This is a genomic window from Pseudomonas sp. LBUM1652, from assembly GCF_059716105.1.
The window spans coordinates 1,162,600-1,180,120 of the sequence record NZ_CP166804.1; the positions used below are offsets into that span (position 1 = coordinate 1,162,600).

Consider the following 17,521-nt stretch of genomic DNA (forward strand, 5'->3'; position numbering starts at 1 on the left):
TTGTTATTAGCGCAGAGGCCATTGTTGATGGCAGGCGTGACGCACCGCCGCAGCGCTGCTCAGCTTGAGCAGGTCACGGGCGAGGCGTTGGCATTCGGCTTCGTGCAACTGGCGCACGCGATCTTTGATTTCACCGATCTGCACCGGACTGACCGACAGTTCGGTTACGCCGAGGCCGATCAATACCGGCGTTGCCAGTGGATCAGAGGCCAACGCACCGCACACGCCGACCCACCGTTTGTGCACCGCCGCGCCTTCGCAGGTCATGGCGATCAGGCGCAGCAGCGCCGGGTGCAAAGCGTCGACTCGTGCGGCGAGGCCGGCGTGGTCGCGATCCATGGCGAGGGTGTATTGGGAGAGATCGTTGGTGCCGATCGACAGGAAGTCTGCGTGCTCAGCCAGTTGTTCGGCTTGCAGTGCGGCGGCCGGGACTTCGATCATCACGCCGATTTCCGGGCGTTGTGTGATGTTCAGTTCCAGGCACAACGCATCGACGCGTTCGCGAATCTGCAGCAATTCGTCGACTTCGGTGACCATCGGCAACAGGATTCGGCAACGCTGCAACGGGCTGACTTGCAGCAGCGCGCGCAGTTGCTGATCGAGAATTTCCGGGCGGGCCTGAGCCAGACGAATACCGCGCAAGCCGAGCACCGGGTTGGCTTCGGCGGGCAGTGGCAGGTAGTCGAGTTGTTTGTCGCCGCCAACGTCGATGGTGCGGATGATCACTGACTTGTCGCCCATCGCATCGATGACGGCTTGATAGGCGGCGCGCTGTTCTTCGACGTCTGGCGCGGTCTGGCGATCGACGAACAGGAATTCGGTGCGCAGCAGACCGACGCCGTCGGCACCGTTGGCAAAGGCGTCCGTTGCTTCAGCGCTGGAGGCGACGTTGGCGACCACTTCGATGGCCACGCCATTGCGTGTTTCGGCCGGCAGGTGCGCCTTGGCTTGTTGCGCGTCGCGGCGTTGCTGGCGATCGATTTGCGCTTGTTGAACTTCGGCCAGTCGTTCTGCATTGGGTGTCAGTTCAAGGCGACCGTTATCGGCGTCGAGCACCACCGCTTGGCCTTGTGGTTGTTCAAGCAATGCCGAACCCAAAGCAACCATGCACGGCAAACCTTTGCCCCGCGCCAGAATCGCCACGTGCGACGTCGCGCCGCCCTCGGCCATGCACAACCCGGCGACACCTTGGGCGCTGAGTTGCAGCAGATCCGACGGGGTCAGTTCATGCGCGGCGACAATGGCGCCGGCCGGCACGTCGTAATGCCAGGCTTCGCCGAGCAGGGCACGCAGCACGCGTTGCTTGAGGTCGCGCAGGTCATTGGCGCGCTCGGCCAGCAGCGCGCTGCCGGTTTGCTGGAGCACTTCGCACTGCACATCAATCGACTGGCTCCAGGCGTGAGTCGCGGCAGAGCCTTGCTCGATGGATTGTTGCGCAGCGTCGAGCAGAGCCGGGTCTTCCAGCAGCGCCATGTGTGCGGCGAAGATTGCTTCTTCGTCGGTGTTTTTGTGCTTTTTCGCCTGGGCGAGGGTGCCGTCGATTTCGCTGCGCACGCGATTCAGCGCGGCTTCAAGTTTTTCCAGTTGCTCAAGCGGAGCATGATTGCCCGCATCCGCCGGCAAGTTGATTGCGTTCAAACGATACAGCGGCCCACCGACAAACCCCGGCGCAGCGCACACACCATGCAACACGCCAGCCTCGGCCGGGCGTTTGCGCGGTGCTGCGCTGACCGGGGCGCTTGCGTGATGATCGTCCGGCAGGGCGGTGGCCAAAGCCGTGAGCAAGGCTTGCAGCGCGGCTTCTGCGTCCGGACCCTGACAACTGACTTGCACTTCGTCCTGCTCACCGACCGCCAGCCCCATCAACCCGATCAGGCTGTTGCACGGCGCCGTTTTGCCGGCGAAGTGCAGCTGCGACTGGCTCTTGAAGCCTTGTGCGGTCTGGCGAATCAGCGCGGCGGGGCGGGCATGCAAACCGCCGCGATGAGCGACCAGCTCATGCCCGTGAACCTCAGGCCCGCCGAGTTCTTCAGCATTGTTCGCCGCACTGTGGCGCGCGATGATGTGCAACAACGGCTCGCCAACCTTCACCGCTTTGAGGGTGATTGGCCGCACTTGAAAATCCTGGCTGTTGGTCAGGATCAACAAGCTGACCAGGCTTTTGCACTGCTGGCCGACCTTGTCCAGGTCATAGCGCAACAGCGGCTGACCCTGGGTGACGCGCAAACCTTCCTTGACCAGCATCGAGAAGCCTTCGCCGTTCAATTCAACGGTGTCGAGACCCAGGTGCAGGAGTATTTCCGCGCCATTGTCGGCACGCACGGTGAGGGCGTGACCGGTACGCGCGACATGGATGATCACCCCGGCACACGGCGAATACAGGGTGTCGTTCAACGGGTCGATGGCAATGCCATCGCCCATCGCGCCGCTGGCGAACACCGCGTCCGGGACTTTGGCGAGCGTGAGCACCGGGCCGCTGAGCGGGGCGCTGAGGGTCAGCTCTTTATTGTTGTTGTGCATGGCTCGGTCTCATCAGGTGTGCAGTCAATCGGACTTAGTGCGTGCGGGTCACTTTGCTCAGGTGGCGCGGCTGATCCGGGTCCATGCCTCGGGCTACGGCGAGTCCGGCAGCCATCACGTAGAAACTCTGGATCGCCAGAATCGGGTCGAGGACCGGGTGTTCGGCGCGGCTCAGGGTCAGGTCGCGTTCGCTGACGTCGTCCGGCGCGGCCAGCAAGACGCGGGCGCCGCGTTGGCGCATTTCTGCCGCCAGACTCAACAGCCCGGCCTGTTCGGCGCCGCGTGGTGCGAAGACCAGCAGCGGGTAGTGTTCGTCGATCAGCGCCATCGGGCCGTGACGGACTTCGGCGCTGCTGAAGGCTTCGGCCTGGATCGCCGAGGTTTCCTTGAACTTCAGCGCCGCTTCCTGAGCGATGGCGAAACCGGCACCGCGACCGATCACCATCAGGCGTTCGCAATCGCGCAGGGCATCAATGGCCACGCTCCAGTCCTGTTGCGCCGCTTCGCGCAGGCCTTCGGGCAGTGCGTTGTGGGCTTGCAGCAATTCGTTGTCCTCTTTCCAGTGCGCGATCAAACGAGCGCTGGCGCTGAGGGTGGCGATAAAACTCTTGGTCGCGGCGACGCTGCTTTCAGTACCGGCGAGCAGCGGCACGCTGAATTCACACGCGGCTTCCAGCGGCGAATCGGCGGCGTTGACCATGGAAACGCTGAGCGCCCCACGCTTGCGCAGCAGACGCAGACTGTTGACCAGATCCGGGCTCTGACCGGACTGCGAGAACGCGAAGGCGACCTGACCGCTGACCTTCAGCGGCGCCTGCTGCATGGTCACCACCGACATCGGCAACGACGCCACCGGCACGCCCAATTGCTGCATGGTCAGGTAGGCGAAGTAGCTCGCCGCGTGGTCGGAACTGCCGCGCGCGACGGTCATCGCCACTTGCGGCGGCTGACGGCGCAGGCGCCCGGCGATCTCGATCAGTTGCGGGTCGAGTTGTTGCAGTTGGGCCTGCACGGCCTCGAACGAGGACAGCGCCTCTTCAAGCATTTTTGAAGTCAATGTCTTCTCCTTCGACCATGACGGCGGTCAGTGTGAGTGAGCGATCCAGCCGCACGCAGTCGGCCCAGGCGCCTGGTTCAAGGCGCCCGCGTTCGGTGATGCCGAGGTAGTCGGCGGGGAATTGCGAAAGTCGTTGCGAGGCTTCGGCGATGGGCAAACCGATCTTCACCAGGTTGCGCAGGGCCTGATCCATGGTCAGGGTGCTGCCGGCCAGCGTGCCGTCGGGCAGGCGCACGCCGCCCAGGCATTTGGTCACGGTGTGGCTGCCGAGCTTGTATTCACCGTCGGGCATGCCAGCGGCGGCGGTCGAGTCGGTGACGCAATACAGGCACGGGATCGAGCGCAGGGCCACGCGGATGGCGCCGGGGTGTACGTGGAGCAAATCCGGAATCAGCTCGGCGTACTTGGCATGGGCCAGTGCCGCGCCGACGATCCCCGGCTCGCGGTGATGCAGCGGGCTCATGGCGTTGTACAAATGGGTGAAACTGGTGGCGCCGGCATCGAGTGCTGCGACACCTTCCTCGTAACTGCCGAGGGTGTGGCCGATCTGCATGCGGATGCCCCGGCGGCTGAGTTCACGGATCAAAGCGTCGTGGCCGGCGATTTCCGGGGCGATGGTGATGACCCGGATCGGTGCCAACGCCAGATATTCTTCGACTTCGGCCATCAACGCGGTGTGGGCGAAGTTTGGTTGCGCGCCGAGTTTGCCGGGGTTGATGTAGGGGCCTTCGAGGTGCACGCCCAGGACTCGGGCACTGTTGGCCGGGCGCTGTTCGCAGAATTCGCCGACTGCCTTGAGTACGCTGGAAATCTCGGCACTCGGTGCGGTCATGGTGGTGGCCAGCAGCGAAGTGGTGCCGAAGCGCACGTGGGTTTTGGTGATGGTCTCGAAAGCGCTGGCGCCTTCCATGATGTCTTTGCCGCCACCGCCGTGAACGTGCAGGTCGATGAAGCCCGGCAGCAGATAAGGCAGATCGTTGTCCGCCGGATCGCAAGGCACGCCTTCGATCGACACGACTTTGCCGTGTTCGTGAATCAGCCGGCCGCGAACCCAGCCGTGAGCGGTGAGGATGTTGTCTTCAGACATTTCGGTTCTCGCTGTTTGACGGCTGCGCCCGGTTAGCGGCGCAGCTCTGCAACAAAGTCGTAGTAGTCGTTGCGGCAATAGGTGTCGGTGACTTCGATCGGCGTGTTGTCTTCCAGATAGCCGACCCGGGTCATCAGCAGCATGGCGGTGCCGGGGGCGATGCCGACCAGCGCGGCGAACTCGTCCGAGGCGTTGATCGCCTGGATGTGTTGCAAGGCGCGGACGATCGGTTTGCCGATGCCGTCGAGGTATTCGTAGAGCGAATCGCCCACCGCTTGCGGCTTGGGCATGATCGAGGCGGGCAGGGTGCTCATCTCGATGGCCATCACGGTGTCGTCGGCTTTGCGCAGGCGTTTCATGCGCGCGACCTTGTCGTTCGGCGAGAGGCTCAGGCGAATCAGTTCTTCGTGGGTCGGCAGGGTGATTTCCCGCTCCAGCCATTGCGAGCTGGGCACGAAGCCCTTGAGGCGGAGCATTTCACTGAAGCCGGAGAGGCGGGAGAGGGGTTGCTCCAGACGTGGGGTGATGAAGGTGCCGGAACCTTGCAAACGACGGATCAAACCTTGATCGAGCAGAACTTCCAGTGCCTTGCGCGCTGTCACCCGGGAGATGCCCAGCTGTTCGCTGAGATTGCGCTCGGATGGCATCGCCTGTTCGGCTTTCCACTGCCCGGCATGAATGGCCGCTTCCAGGTTACGCGCCAGTTGCAGGTACAGCGGCGTCGGCTGGGAATCGTCAGGGCGTAGGACGTGGAGGTCATTCATGTAGGTCATTTCCGGCGCGAGTATAGGATTGTTGTGGCGCGCTTGTGAGGCGGAAATTAATACCACTTGAATACCATGTCAACGCAGGGAAATGGCAGTTGGCCCAATGAAATGGCGGGTTTTAGGGGGAGTGGTTTTAAGTGGTATTAGCGGGTGGCTTTAAAAAGCAAAAGATCGCAGCCTGCGGCAGCTCCTACAGTGGGAAGTGGTATCAACCCTGTAGGCGCTGACGCAGTCTGCGATCGTTTGATTTATTTTTTCGAGAGCGACCAAAGGTCGGTCGTTAAGGGCGAATCTCGATCATCGTGCCGTCCGGCACCAAGCCCCAGACTTCGCGCATGTCCATGTTGCGCATGGCGATGCAGCCGTCGGTCCAGTCCAGGGTGTGGAACAGATCTTCGGGCGTTTCTTCCGAGTCCGGCGTGCCGTGGATCATGATCATGCCGCCAGGCTCGACGCCTTCACGCCGGGCACGCGCCGAATCGCTGATGTTCGGGTAAGAAATGTGCATCGACAGATTGAATTTTTCGCTGGTCTTGCGCCAGTCGATCCAATAGAAGCCTTCAGGTGTGCGCTTGTCGCCTTCAATCAGTTTCGGACCTTTTTTTGCTCCCTTGCCCAGAGAGATGCGATAGGTCTTGAGTGGCTTGCCGTCGACGATCAACTGCAGTTGATGAGCCGATTTAAGCACCAGTACTTTTTCGATGAGAGGAGTATTCGACGGCGTCATGGTGGTCACGAATGACGCTTGCGAGACCGTGACGAACGACAGGCAAAACAGGGCAAGCAACCAGCGCATTGAAACGATTCCCCAAGGAGTGACGCAGATATTTTATTTATAGAGGCTTTTAGGTGATGGCAGGCTGGGCCAGCGGCGGAATCGATTCGGAACGAACCGGATAGACCTCGGCGCGCCGGTCAGCGAAGAAGCATTCTAGGGTACGGCCCACCGTGCGGAAAGCCAGTTCGTCCCAGGGGATGTCGGCTTCGTCGAATAGTTGTACTTCCAGGCTTTCGGGGCCGGCGGCAAAATCCAGATCGACCAGTTCGGCGCGGAAGAACACATGCACCTGGCTGATGTGCGGCACATCGATCAGGGTATAGATGCTCAGGTTACGCACCCGGGCGCAGGCTTCCTCGGCGGTTTCGCGGGTCGCGGCTTGCTCGATCGTTTCGCCGTTCTCCATGAATCCGGCGGGCAACGTCCAGTAACCAAGGCGCGGTTCGATGGCGCGGCGGCAGAGCAACACTTGAGTGCCCCAGGTCGCGACGCAGCCGGCAACGATATTGGGGTTCTGATAGTGAATGGTCTGACAGCTATCGCAGACAAATCGCAGCCGCGAGTCGCCTTCGGGAATGCGCTGTGTCACCGGGTTACCGCACTGGCTGCAAAATTTCATGCTGGGGTTCCTGAATGCTGCGCCTATCTTGGCGTGCAGCGGTGCCGGTCGGCAAGTTGTCGTTTCGCGACACGGCAAGATTCAGGGGCTTGGGCGGTCGCAATGATTGGTGCATGATGCAGGGCAAGGCACAGATCGAGAACACTCATGCTGGACGAGCTACTGCATCGGGTAAGCAACCACACACCGCGCACGCTGGAGACCGACACACGTTTCCCCGAGGCCGCCGTTCTGGTGCCGATCACCCGCAGTGACGAGCCGGAACTGGTATTGACCCTGCGCGCCAGCGGTCTCTCGACTCACGGCGGCGAAGTCGCCTTCCCCGGTGGACGCCGCGATCCCGAAGACCCCGATCTGATTTTCACTGCCCTGCGCGAAGCCGAAGAAGAGATCGGCCTGCCGCCGGGACTGGTCGAAGTGATCGGCCCGCTCAGTCCACTGATCTCCCTGCACGGTATAAAGGTCACGCCTTATGTCGGCGTGATCCCCGATTTTGTCGAATATCTGGCCAACGATGCGGAAATCGCAGCCGTATTCAGTGTGCCACTGGAATTTTTCCGCAAAGACCCTCGCGAACACACCCATCGCATCGACTATCAGGGGCGCAGTTGGTATGTGCCGAGCTATCGATACGGTGAATTCAAGATCTGGGGGCTGACAGCGATCATGATCGTCGAGTTGATCAATCTGCTCTATGACGCGAAAATCAGCCTGCATCAGCCGCCTAAAAGCTTTATCAACACCTGAAAGCCATCGCTCGAATGGCCCTTCATCGTGAGCCCTGAGGAAAACAAGATGAAATACCGCTTGGGCGACGCCCGTGTCGAAACCCATCCACAGAGCTGGGTCGCCCCCAACGCCGTGCTGGTGGGCAAGGTCAAGCTGGAAGAGGGCGCCAACGTCTGGTTCAACGCCGTGCTGCGCGGCGACAACGAACTGATCCTGATCGGCAAGAACAGCAACGTCCAGGACGGTACGGTGATGCACACCGACATGGGTTTTCCGCTGACCATCGGCACCGGCGTGACTATTGGCCACAACGCCATGCTGCATGGCTGCACAGTCGGCGATTACAGCCTGATCGGCATTAACGCGGTGATTCTCAACGGCGCGAAGATCGGCAAAAACTGCATCATTGGCGCGAACTCGCTGATCGGTGAAGGCAAGGAAATTCCCGACGGTTCGCTGGTCATTGGTTCGCCGGGCAAAGTCGTGCGAGAACTGACCGAGCCACAGAAGAAGATGCTCGAAGCCAGCGCCGCGCACTATGTGCATAACTCCCAGCGTTATGCGCGTGATCTGGTTGAGCAGGAAGAATGAACACGCCTGAAAGACCTGTGAAATCACCCTGCGTGAACATTTGCGCACTGGATGAGGATGATATTTGCACGGGCTGCCAGCGGACGGTCGAGGAGATTACCCGTTGGAGCCGGATGAGCAATGACGAGCGGCGGGCAGTTTTGGGGTTGTGTCATGAGCGGGCGAAGGCGAGTGGGTTGGTGTGGATGATCCCTTCGAAGTCGTGATCGACTTGAGAATGCCCTCACCCTAACCCTCTCCCAAAGGGAGAGGGGACTGACCGAGGTGTCTTTCGCTATACGCCGACTTGGCATACCGAGTCGAACTCAGGTTTCGAAACGCACCCGATCTGCTCCCTTTCCCCCTCGCCCCCTTGGGGGAGAGGGCTGGGGTGAGGGGGTGGCTCTTGATCTGCCGGTCAAGTAACCTGTGCGCCAATCTGACAGGTCGCCCCCATGATTTTCCTCATCGCCTACATCAGCAGCGTCGTGCTGATCAACTTCGCCTTCTCCACCGCACCCCACCTGGACATCATCTGGTCGGCCTGGGGTGGTTTGGTGTTCGTGCTGCGCGACATGGTGCAAACCCGCTTTGGTCATGGCGCCATCGTGGCGATGCTGGCGGCACTGGTGTTGTCATACGTCACATCCGATCCGTCCATTGCCCTGGCCAGCGCCACGGCGTTCGCGGTTTCCGAGTGCATCGACTGGCTGGTGTTCAGCATCACCAAGCGGCCGTTGCGCGACCGTTTGTGGATCAGTTCGGCGCTGAGCATTCCCCTCGATACCTTCATCTTTTTCGGCATGATCGACCTGCTGACGCCACCCGTGATCATCACCGCGCTGGCCTCGAAATTTGCCGGCGTCACCGCCGTCTGGCTGATCATGGCCTGGCGTGATCGCAAACAGGCCGTCGCCAGCTGAAGCCAAACCCTCGGGTTCATGTAAAATGCCGCGCTTTCTCCCCATGGAAAGCGCGTCTGGCGTTGCTTTCCTCGATGATCCGCTTCTTTGAGGACCTGAGATGACCCGTATCGGAACTCCATTGTCGCCAACCGCGACCCGCGTATTGCTGTGTGGCTGTGGTGAGTTGGGCAAGGAAGTGGTGATCGAGCTGCAACGCTTGGGCGTTGAAGTGATTGCCGTCGACCGTTACGCCAACGCGCCGGCCATGCAAGTCGCCCATCGCAGCCACGTGATCAACATGCTCGACGGCGCGGCCCTGCGTGCAGTCATCGAGGCCGAGAAACCGCACTTCATCGTGCCGGAAATCGAAGCCATTGCCACCGCCACTCTGGTCGAGCTGGAAGCTGAAGGCTTCACTGTGATCCCGACCGCTCGCGCTGCGCAATTGACCATGAACCGCGAAGGTATCCGTCGTCTGGCCGCTGAAGAGCTGGACCTGCCGACCTCGCCGTACCACTTTGCCGACACCTTCGAGGACTACAGCAAAGCCGTTCAGGACTTGGGTTTCCCATGTGTCGTGAAACCGGTGATGAGTTCGTCGGGCAAAGGCCAAAGCCTGCTGCGCAGCAACGATGACGTGCAGAAGGCCTGGGACTACGCCCAAGAGGGCGGCCGCGCGGGCAAAGGTCGGGTGATCATCGAAGGCTTTATCGATTTCGACTACGAAATCACTCTGCTGACCGTGCGCCATATGGGTGGCACCACGTTTTGCGCGCCAGTGGGTCACCGCCAGGAGAAGGGCGATTACCAGGAATCCTGGCAGCCACAGGCCATGAGCCCGATTGCGCTGGCGGAATCCGAGCGCGTTGCCAAAGCCGTGACCGAGGCGTTGGGTGGCCGTGGTCTGTTTGGCGTCGAGCTGTTCATCAAAGGTGATCAGGTGTGGTTCAGCGAAGTGTCGCCGCGCCCGCACGACACTGGTCTGGTCACACTGATTTCCCAGGATCTGTCGCAGTTCGCCTTGCACGCTCGGGCCATTCTCGGCCTGCCAGTGCCGCTGATCCGTCAGTTCGGGCCATCGGCTTCGGCGGTTATTCTGGTGGAAGGTCAGTCGACCCAGACGGCATTCGCCAACCTTGGCGCTGCGCTGAGCGAGCCGGATACCGCGCTGCGTCTGTTCGGCAAGCCTGAGGTCAATGGTCAGCGCCGCATGGGCGTGGCATTGGCGCGTGATGAGTCGATCGAGGCCGCTCGTGCCAAGGCGACCCGCGCTGCTCAGGCTGTTGTCGTAGAACTCTAAACCGAGGCGCGGCATTCGCGAGCAGGCTCGCTCCCACTGGGAAATGCATTCCAAATGTGGGAGCGAGCCTGCTCGCGAAGCTTTTGATCTTCTGTCAGGCAATCTGATTCAGATCGTTATTGCGCGTTTCCTTCAAACACAGCACTGCAATCACACTCAGCACCGCCGCTGCCGACACATACCCGCCGACATAACTCAAACCACCCATCGCCACCAGTTTCTGCGCAAAGAACGGCGCCGCTGAGGCTCCGACAATGCCGCCGAGGTTGTACGCCGCCGATGCGCCGGTATAACGCACGTGAGTCGGAAACAGCTCCGGCAACAGCGCACCCATCGGGGCGAATGTCACGCCCATCAAGAACAGCTCGATGCACAGGAACAGCGCCACGCCCCAGGTCGAGCCTTGAGTCAGCAGCGGTTCCATCAGGAATCCGGACAGAATCGCCAGCACGCCGCCGATGATCAGCACCGGTTTGCGCCCGTAACGGTCACTGGCCCAGGCCGACAGCGGTGTTGCGGCCGCCATGAACAGCACGGCAAAGCACAGCAGGCCAAGGAACGTCTCACGGCTGTAACCGAGGGTGGACACGCCGTAGCTCAGGGAAAACACCGTCGAGATATAGAACAGCGCATAGCACACCACCATCGCCGCCGCGCCCAGCAGCGTCGGTACCCAATACTGGCTGAACAGCTCGACCAGCGGCACTTTCACTCGCTCCTGACGGGCGATGGCATTGGCGAATACCGGGGTTTCGTGGAGTTTCAGGCGTACGTACAGGCCGACCATCACCAGTGCCGCGCTGAGCAGGAAAGGAATCCGCCAGCCCCAACTGCGGAACTGCTCGTCGCTCAGCGTCATGGCCAATGTCAGGAACAGGCCGTTAGCCGCGAGAAAGCCAATCGAAGGGCCGAGCTGCGGGAACATGCCGAACCACGCGCGCTTGCCCTTCGGCGCGTTTTCCGTGGCCAGCAATGCGGCTCCGCCCCATTCGCCGCCCAATCCCAGGCCCTGACCGAAACGCAGCACGCACAACAGAATCGGTGCCCAGGCCCCGATGCTGGCGTAACCCGGCAGCACGCCAATCAGCGTTGTACAAACCCCCATCAACAGCAGCGAAGCGACCAGCGTCGATTTGCGTCCGATGCGATCACCGAAATGGCCGAACAGCGCCGACCCTAGCGGGCGGGCAAGGAAGGCAATGCCGAAGGTGAGAAACGCCGAGAGCATCTGCGCGGTGCCGGAGGTCTGCGGAAAGAACACCGGTCCGATCACCAGTGCGGCGGCCGTGGCGTAAACGTAGAAGTCGTAGAACTCGATGGCCGTACCGATGAAGCTCGCCGTGGCCACGCGGGTGGCGGAGTTGGTCGGCTGGGCAGGCGCGGTGTCGCTGTAAGCGGTACTGGTCGTCATGCGGTGATCCCTGACAGTCATATGCTCCGTTGGAGCGAATTATTATGGTGGAGTACCCAGGGATGTGGGATGAGGCGCGAGCGCTGTTTCGAGTAGGAACAGTCGTCGGTGTGATGCGGAAACAGTCGAGACCTGTTTAGTGCTGGGTAAGCACAGGGTCGGCGGCGCTTGGGTAAGCGCCTCGATTATAGGAAGGTGGCTAACGATTGAACAAGCGCAAAAGATCCCAGCCTTCGGCAGGTCCTGCAGGCGCATTCCACATGTAGGAGCTGCCGAAGGTTCCGGCCGCGTTCGGACGATCTTTTGATCTTTACCTGGCAGGCACCAGAGCGGGCACCGAACTCGTATGCCAGATCAATACCCTGCTAACTCGGTTCTCCTCGGTTTCGAGAATCTCCAGGCGATATCGACCGATCTTCAGGCAAACCGCACTCTCCGGAATGGTTTCCAGTGCCTCGGTCACCAACCCGTTGAGGGTTTTCGGTCCATCGCTGGGCAAATGCCAACCCAGGCATTTGTTCAATTCGCGAATCGAGGCGGTGCCGTCAATCACCATGCGGCCATCGGGCTGCGGATGAATGTGCGGATTATCGAGGCTGTGCTCGCTTTCGAATTCGCCGACGATCTCTTCGAGAATGTCTTCCAGAGTGACGATGCCGAGCACTTCGCCGTACTCGTCCACCACCATGCCCAAACGCCGCTGCTGCTTATGGAAATTCAGCAGTTGCAGTTGCAGGGGCGTGCTTTCCGGGACGAAGTAAGGCTCGTAACTGGCGGCCAGCAGCGCTTCGCGGGTCAGGCTATCGTCGTTCAACAGGTGGCGGATCTGGCGGGTATTGAGCACCGCTTCGACCTGGTTGATGTCGCTGTGGAACACCGGCAAGCGCGTGCGCTTGGTGTTGCGCAGTTGCTCGATGATGTCTTCTATCGGGTCGTCGAGATTGATGCCGTCGACGTCACTGCGCGGTACCAGAATGTCGTTGACCGTAATGTTGTCCAGCGCGTGAATGCCCGAGACCGGGTGCAGGCGAATCGGGTGTTCGGGATCGTCATGTCGATCAGCTTGCACATCGTCTTCGCTTTGTTGCACTACTTGGGCTTTGCGCGCAAACGGACGCATCAGCAAAGCGCTGATCCGGCTGAACAGCCAGGCAAGCGGATAAATGATCTTGAGCGGCACGGCCAGCAGGGTATTGCCGAATGCCAGTACGGCGTCGGGATAACGCTGGGCGAGGGTGCGCGGAAAGTAATCGGTGAACACCAGCAGTATTGCGCCGGCACCCAGGGACGCCGCCCAAGGACCGTTTTCTTCACAGAGGAAAATCGCCAGCAGCGTCGCAATCACCACGGCGAGCGCACGGCACAGGGTGTTGCACAGGATCAGGCTGTCGAGCGGGAAGCTCAGCTTCGCCAGCGGTTTATCGCTGGCGCGCGAGGCGGTGCGTTGCGCGAGCAGATGCTGCTGCGCGATTTCGACGGCGGTAAACAGCCCCGACCATAAAATCAGCAGGACAAATACCGCGAGCATCGGCCCTATGGGCAAACCGTCCATTTATTGCCGCCCGTCAGATATGCAGGATGTATTCACGAACCAGTTTGCTGCCGAAGTACGCCAACATCAGCAGGCAGAAACCGGCGAGAGTCCAGCGAATCGCCTTGTGGCCGCGCCAACCAAGACGATTACGACCCCACAGCAGCACGCTGAAGACAATCCAGGCCAGGCACGCCAGCAAGGTTTTGTGGACCAGATGCTGGGCGAACAGGTTCTCGACGAACAGCCAGCCGGAGATCAACGACAGCGACAACAGCGTCCAGCCGGCCCAGAGGAAACCGAATAGCAGGCTTTCCATGGTTTGCAGCGGCGGGAAGTTCTTGATCAGGCCGGACGGGTGCTTGTGCTTGAGTTGGTGGTCTTGCACCAGCAGCAACAAGGCCTGGAATACGGCGATGGTGAACATGCCGTAGGCGAGGATCGACAACAGGATGTGGGCGAGGATGCCCGGCTCTTCATCGATGATCTGTACGGTGCCGGCCGGGGCAAACTGCGCCAGCAGCACGGTGGCCGCGCCCAGCGGGAACAGCAGTACCAGCAGGTTTTCCACCGGAATTCGCGAGCACGCCAGCAATGTCAGGGCAATCACGGCGGCGGCAATCAGGCTGGCGGCGCTGAAAAAGTCCAGGCCCAGACCGATCGGCGTCAGCAGGTGGGTGAGCAGGCTGGCGCTGTGGGCCAGCACGGCGAGGACGCCGAGCGAAACCAGCAGGCGCTTGTTCGCCTTGGCGCCGGTGGCCAGACGAGTGCCTTGATAAAGGGTCGCAGCGGCATATAGAAGGGCGGCGGCGAGTGTGGTCAGCAAACTGGGTGACAAGGGGAGCATAAATCCTGTTAGGCAAGCCCGAAAGGCGCTGAGTTTGGCATAGAACCGCCACACCACGAAAGTGCGAGGTGTCCGCCCGGCGCAGTCTTCGCTATAATCCGCGACCTGCCCACGCCGCAGGCTCGCCGAGCACATGTTGATTCCGGTCTGGGCCGCCATTATCCCGGTCTACACAGGGCCTGAAAGGATCGCGCAATGTTTGAAAACTTAACCGACCGTCTCTCGCAGACGCTGCGCCATGTCACCGGCAAGGCGAAGCTGACCGAAGACAATATCAAAGACACCCTGCGTGAAGTGCGCATGGCGTTGCTCGAAGCCGACGTCGCCCTGCCGGTGGTCAAGGACTTCGTCAATTCGGTCAAGGAGCGCGCTGTCGGCACCGAGGTGTCGCGCAGCCTGACGCCGGGCCAGGCGTTCGTGAAGATCGTCCAGGCCGAACTCGAAAGCCTGATGGGCGCGGCCAACGAAGACTTGAACCTGAGCGCCGTGCCACCCGCCGTGATTCTGATGGCCGGTTTGCAGGGCGCCGGTAAAACCACCACCGCCGGCAAACTTGCGCGCTTCCTTAAAGAGCGCAAGAAGAAGTCGGTCATGGTCGTGTCGGCGGACGTCTACCGTCCCGCGGCTATTAAACAGCTGGAAACCCTGGCCAACGACATCGGCGTGACGTTCTTCCCGTCCGACCTGAGCCAGAAGCCGGTCGACATCGCCACTGCGGCTATAAAAGAAGCAAAGCTCAAGTTTATTGATGTGGTCATCGTCGACACCGCCGGTCGTCTGCACATCGACGAAGAGATGATGGGCGAGATCAAGGCGCTGCACGCCGCGATCAACCCGGTAGAAACCCTCTTCGTGGTCGACGCCATGACCGGTCAGGACGCGGCCAACACGGCCAAGGCCTTCGGTGATGCACTGCCGCTGACCGGTGTGATCCTGACCAAGGTCGACGGCGATGCCCGTGGCGGTGCCGCACTGTCGGTGCGCGCCATCACCGGCAAGCCGATCAAGTTCATCGGTATGGGCGAGAAGAGCGAAGCGCTCGATCCGTTCCACCCTGAGCGTATCGCTTCGCGGATTCTCGGCATGGGCGACGTGCTCAGCCTGATCGAACAGGCCGAAGCGACCCTCGACAAGGACAAGGCCGACAAACTGGCCAAGAAGCTGAAGAAGGGCAAGGGCTTCGATCTCGAAGACTTCCGCGATCAGTTGCAACAGATGAAGAACATGGGCGGCCTCGGCGGCCTCATGGACAAACTGCCGAGCATCGGCGGCGTCAACCTGTCGCAGATGGGCAATGCCCAGAACGCCGCAGAGAAGCAGTTCAAGCAGATGGAAGCCATCATCAACTCCATGACCCCGGCCGAGCGCCGCGACCCTGAGCTGATCAGCGGTTCGCGCAAGCGCCGGATCGCCATGGGTTCCGGCACTCAGGTGCAGGACATCGGTCGCTTGATCAAGCAGCACAAGCAGATGCAGAAGATGATGAAGAAATTCACCGCCAAAGGCGGAATGGCGAAAATGATGCGCGGCATGGGCGGTATGTTGCCCGGCGGCGGCATGCCAAAAATGTAAATAACTGGCCGGTCGTCGCACCGGCGCAGGCCCCGCAAGGATGCGGGATCAACAGCAAACCCGCACTCGGCGGGAGCTGACTGGCCGTTTTCATCGACGGCTCTATATGCAAATCTGCACGGCATGCCATAGGCGCCGGAAAAAGTCATTTGCAAAAGTCCGGATATTCCTTAGAATATGCGGCCTTTCGGGCACCCATGCCCGCTGTGCATTTAGATTTGCAGCACCGACTACAGGAACGATGTTCACATGCTAACAATCCGTCTTGCCCTTGGCGGCTCCAAAAAGCGCCCGTTTTACCACCTGACCGTAACCGACTCGCGCAACCCGCGTGACGGTTCCCACAAAGAACAGGTTGGTTTCTTCAACCCTGTTGCCCGTGGTCAGGAAACCCGTCTGTCCGTGAACCAAGAGCGCGTTGCCTACTGGCTGAGCGTTGGTGCACAACCTTCTGAGCGCGTTGCTCAGTTGTTGAAGGAATCTGCCAAGGCTGCGGCCTGAGCAATATGAACGCGACGCCTGCTGTTGCCGATGATTTGATCGTTATTGGCAAAATTTATTCTGTTCATGGCGTTCGCGGCGAAGTGAAGGTTTATTCCTTTACTGATCCGACTGAAAACCTGTTGCAGTACAAAACCTGGACGCTCAAGCGTGAAGGCAATGTCAAACAGGTCGAGCTGGTCAGTGGACGCGGGAGCGACAAGTTCCTGGTCGCAAAGCTCAAGGGTCTTGATGATCGTGAAGAAGCTCGTCTTCTGGCCGGTTACGAGATCTGCGTGCCGCGCAACCTGTTCGCTGAATTGACCGAAGGCGAGTACTACTGGTACCAGCTGGAAGGTCTGAAGGTCATTGATCACCTGGGGCAATTGCTCGGGAAAATCGATCATCTTCTGGAAACCGGCGCCAATGATGTAATGGTCGTCAAGCCTTGCGCTGGCAGCCTGGATGATCGCGAACGCCTGTTGCCCTATACGGAGCAATGCGTGTTGGCAGTCGACCTCGCAGCGGGCGAGATGAAGGTGGATTGGGACGCGGACTTCTAAGCGTGGCTAACTTGCGCGTAGAAGTGATCAGTTTGTTTCCCGAGATGTTTTCCGCCATCGGCGACTACGGCATCACCAGTCGTGCGGTCAAACAGGGGCTCTTGCAGCTGACCTGTTGGAATCCGCGGAACTACACAACGGATCGGCATCACACTGTGGACGATCGCCCGTTTGGCGGTGGTCCGGGCATGGTGATGAAGATCAAGCCCCTGGAAGATGCTCTGGTTCAGGCCAAAGCAGCAGCCGGGGAGGCGGCGAAGGTGATTTACCTGTCCCCCCAAGGCCGTCAACTGACTCAGTCGGCGGTACGCGAGTTGGCAAAATCGGATGCATTGATCCTGATTGCCGGCCGCTATGAAGGCATTGACGAGCGCTTTATTGAGGCTCATGTCGATGAAGAGTGGTCGATTGGCGACTATGTACTGTCTGGCGGCGAGCTGCCGGCCATGGTCCTGATCGATGCGGTTACACGACTGCTGCCTGGAGCTTTAGGGCATGCGGACTCCGCCGAGGAAGATTCCTTTACGGATGGTCTGCTGGATTGCCCGCACTACACCCGACCTGAGGTGTATGCGGATCAGCGTGTACCCGACGTGTTGCTGAGTGGCAACCACGCGCATATCCGGCGTTGGCGTTTACAGCAGTCCCTTGGTAGGACCTATGAACGACGCGCCGATCTTCTGGAAAGCCGCTCGCTTTCTGGAGAAGAGAAGAAGCTGCTCGAGGAATACATCCGCGAGCGGGACGATAGTTAACAACGTATCGATGGTAGATCAGTTGATTTA

The 17,521-nt window shown here is 60.4% G+C and carries 18 protein-coding genes; 9 read left to right on the plus strand and 9 right to left on the minus strand.

Annotated elements, in window-relative coordinates:
• Positions 1-6 precede the first annotated feature (6 nt).
• The 6 genes from ptsP to ACA069_RS05150 form a co-directional block, all read right to left on the minus strand.
• Complete coding sequence (gene ptsP / locus ACA069_RS05125; protein ID WP_497616588.1) at positions 7-2,520, minus strand: phosphoenolpyruvate--protein phosphotransferase; 2,514 nt, start codon at positions 2,518-2,520, stop codon at positions 7-9.
• 34 nt (positions 2,521-2,554) lie between these two features.
• A complete protein-coding gene (locus ACA069_RS05130; protein ID WP_187680019.1) occupies positions 2,555-3,577 on the minus strand; it encodes an SIS domain-containing protein in 1,023 nt (340 codons plus the stop codon).
• Entirely contained in the window at positions 3,558-4,664 is a 1,107-nt protein-coding gene (nagA, locus tag ACA069_RS05135; protein ID WP_497616590.1) for an N-acetylglucosamine-6-phosphate deacetylase, read from the minus strand. The genes ACA069_RS05130 and nagA overlap by 20 nt, the downstream gene beginning before the upstream one ends.
• Positions 4,665-4,696: 32 nt before the next feature.
• Complete coding sequence (locus ACA069_RS05140) at positions 4,697-5,428, minus strand: GntR family transcriptional regulator (protein WP_370872606.1); 732 nt, start codon at positions 5,426-5,428, stop codon at positions 4,697-4,699.
• A gap of 283 nt (positions 5,429-5,711) precedes the next feature.
• Positions 5,712-6,227 (minus strand): L,D-transpeptidase family protein, encoded by a 516-nt coding sequence (locus tag ACA069_RS05145; protein WP_489879161.1) that lies wholly within the window; start codon positions 6,225-6,227, stop codon positions 5,712-5,714.
• A gap of 49 nt (positions 6,228-6,276) precedes the next feature.
• Positions 6,277-6,828: an NUDIX hydrolase gene (locus tag ACA069_RS05150; protein WP_187680015.1), complete on the minus strand. Its 552-nt coding sequence runs from the start codon at positions 6,826-6,828 to the stop codon at positions 6,277-6,279.
• 147 nt (positions 6,829-6,975) lie between these two features.
• Between ACA069_RS05150 and ACA069_RS05155 the strand changes: the two genes are divergently transcribed.
• The 5 genes from ACA069_RS05155 to purT all read left to right on the plus strand — a co-directional run bounded on the left by ACA069_RS05155 (position 6,976) and on the right by purT (position 10,332).
• Positions 6,976-7,575: a CoA pyrophosphatase gene (locus tag ACA069_RS05155; protein ID WP_187680014.1), complete on the plus strand. Its 600-nt coding sequence runs from the start codon at positions 6,976-6,978 to the stop codon at positions 7,573-7,575.
• A 48-nt stretch (positions 7,576-7,623) separates the two neighbouring features.
• Positions 7,624-8,148 (plus strand): gamma carbonic anhydrase family protein, encoded by a 525-nt coding sequence (locus ACA069_RS05160; RefSeq protein ID WP_497616593.1) that lies wholly within the window; start codon positions 7,624-7,626, stop codon positions 8,146-8,148.
• Positions 8,145-8,354: a DUF1289 domain-containing protein gene (locus tag ACA069_RS05165; protein WP_401271912.1), complete on the plus strand. Its 210-nt coding sequence runs from the start codon at positions 8,145-8,147 to the stop codon at positions 8,352-8,354. The genes ACA069_RS05160 and ACA069_RS05165 overlap by 4 nt, the downstream gene beginning before the upstream one ends.
• A 228-nt stretch (positions 8,355-8,582) precedes the next feature.
• On the plus strand, positions 8,583-9,050 hold the full coding sequence (locus tag ACA069_RS05170) for a preQ0 transporter (protein WP_187680012.1): 468 nt from the start codon (positions 8,583-8,585) through the stop codon (positions 9,048-9,050).
• A gap of 100 nt (positions 9,051-9,150) precedes the next feature.
• Complete coding sequence (purT, locus tag ACA069_RS05175) at positions 9,151-10,332, plus strand: formate-dependent phosphoribosylglycinamide formyltransferase (RefSeq protein WP_187680011.1); 1,182 nt, start codon at positions 9,151-9,153, stop codon at positions 10,330-10,332.
• 94 nt (positions 10,333-10,426) lie between these two features.
• Here purT and ACA069_RS05180 read toward each other — a convergent pair whose 3' ends face one another.
• The 3 genes from ACA069_RS05180 to ACA069_RS05190 all read right to left on the minus strand — a co-directional run bounded on the left by ACA069_RS05180 (position 10,427) and on the right by ACA069_RS05190 (position 14,121).
• A complete protein-coding gene (locus ACA069_RS05180; RefSeq protein ID WP_401271914.1) occupies positions 10,427-11,743 on the minus strand; it encodes an MFS transporter in 1,317 nt (438 codons plus the stop codon).
• Between the two features lie 310 nt (positions 11,744-12,053).
• On the minus strand, positions 12,054-13,295 hold the full coding sequence (locus ACA069_RS05185) for a transporter associated domain-containing protein (RefSeq protein WP_489879158.1): 1,242 nt from the start codon (positions 13,293-13,295) through the stop codon (positions 12,054-12,056).
• A 13-nt stretch (positions 13,296-13,308) separates the two neighbouring features.
• Positions 13,309-14,121: a cytochrome C assembly family protein gene (locus ACA069_RS05190; protein ID WP_187680008.1), complete on the minus strand. Its 813-nt coding sequence runs from the start codon at positions 14,119-14,121 to the stop codon at positions 13,309-13,311.
• 195 nt (positions 14,122-14,316) lie between these two features.
• Between ACA069_RS05190 and ffh the strand changes: the two genes are divergently transcribed.
• The 4 genes from ffh to trmD all read left to right on the plus strand — a co-directional run bounded on the left by ffh (position 14,317) and on the right by trmD (position 17,491).
• Positions 14,317-15,693 carry a signal recognition particle protein gene (ffh, locus tag ACA069_RS05195; protein ID WP_008081630.1) on the plus strand — a complete coding sequence of 459 codons (1,377 nt, stop codon included), beginning with the start codon at positions 14,317-14,319 and terminating at the stop codon, positions 15,691-15,693.
• Between the two features lie 249 nt (positions 15,694-15,942).
• On the plus strand, positions 15,943-16,194 hold the full coding sequence (rpsP, locus tag ACA069_RS05200) for a 30S ribosomal protein S16 (protein ID WP_016986371.1): 252 nt from the start codon (positions 15,943-15,945) through the stop codon (positions 16,192-16,194).
• Positions 16,195-16,199: 5 nt separating this feature from the next.
• Positions 16,200-16,736 (plus strand): ribosome maturation factor RimM, encoded by a 537-nt coding sequence (rimM, locus tag ACA069_RS05205; RefSeq protein WP_401272261.1) that lies wholly within the window; start codon positions 16,200-16,202, stop codon positions 16,734-16,736.
• A 2-nt stretch (positions 16,737-16,738) separates the two neighbouring features.
• The gene (gene trmD / locus ACA069_RS05210; RefSeq protein ID WP_187680007.1) at positions 16,739-17,491 is read left to right on the plus strand and encodes a tRNA (guanosine(37)-N1)-methyltransferase TrmD; all 753 of its coding nucleotides are present in this window, start codon (positions 16,739-16,741) and stop codon (positions 17,489-17,491) included.
• The last annotated feature ends 30 nt before the right edge of the window (positions 17,492-17,521 follow it).

What these genes read in the sequence shown, in the direction of transcription:
- ptsP (WP_497616588.1), bottom strand. Translation starts at nt 2,520, where the DNA reads ATGCACAACAACAATAAAGAGCTGACCCTCAGCGCCCCGCTCAGCGGC.
- nagA (WP_497616590.1), bottom strand. Translation starts at nt 4,664, where the DNA reads ATGTCTGAAGACAACATCCTCACCGCTCACGGCTGGGTTCGCGGCCGG.
- ACA069_RS05140 (WP_370872606.1), bottom strand. Translation starts at nt 5,428, where the DNA reads ATGAATGACCTCCACGTCCTACGCCCTGACGATTCCCAGCCGACGCCG.
- ACA069_RS05145 (WP_489879161.1), bottom strand. Translation starts at nt 6,227, where the DNA reads ATGCGCTGGTTGCTTGCCCTGTTTTGCCTGTCGTTCGTCACGGTCTCG.
- ACA069_RS05150 (WP_187680015.1), bottom strand. Translation starts at nt 6,828, where the DNA reads ATGAAATTTTGCAGCCAGTGCGGTAACCCGGTGACACAGCGCATTCCC.
- ACA069_RS05155 (WP_187680014.1), top strand. Translation starts at nt 6,976, where the DNA reads ATGCTGGACGAGCTACTGCATCGGGTAAGCAACCACACACCGCGCACG.
- ACA069_RS05160 (WP_497616593.1), top strand. Translation starts at nt 7,624, where the DNA reads ATGAAATACCGCTTGGGCGACGCCCGTGTCGAAACCCATCCACAGAGC.
- ACA069_RS05165 (WP_401271912.1), top strand. Translation starts at nt 8,145, where the DNA reads ATGAACACGCCTGAAAGACCTGTGAAATCACCCTGCGTGAACATTTGC.
- ACA069_RS05170 (WP_187680012.1), top strand. Translation starts at nt 8,583, where the DNA reads ATGATTTTCCTCATCGCCTACATCAGCAGCGTCGTGCTGATCAACTTC.
- purT (WP_187680011.1), top strand. Translation starts at nt 9,151, where the DNA reads ATGACCCGTATCGGAACTCCATTGTCGCCAACCGCGACCCGCGTATTG.
- ACA069_RS05180 (WP_401271914.1), bottom strand. Translation starts at nt 11,743, where the DNA reads ATGACGACCAGTACCGCTTACAGCGACACCGCGCCTGCCCAGCCGACC.
- ACA069_RS05185 (WP_489879158.1), bottom strand. Translation starts at nt 13,295, where the DNA reads ATGGACGGTTTGCCCATAGGGCCGATGCTCGCGGTATTTGTCCTGCTG.
- ACA069_RS05190 (WP_187680008.1), bottom strand. Translation starts at nt 14,121, where the DNA reads ATGCTCCCCTTGTCACCCAGTTTGCTGACCACACTCGCCGCCGCCCTT.
- ffh (WP_008081630.1), top strand. Translation starts at nt 14,317, where the DNA reads ATGTTTGAAAACTTAACCGACCGTCTCTCGCAGACGCTGCGCCATGTC.
- rpsP (WP_016986371.1), top strand. Translation starts at nt 15,943, where the DNA reads ATGCTAACAATCCGTCTTGCCCTTGGCGGCTCCAAAAAGCGCCCGTTT.
- rimM (WP_401272261.1), top strand. Translation starts at nt 16,200, where the DNA reads ATGAACGCGACGCCTGCTGTTGCCGATGATTTGATCGTTATTGGCAAA.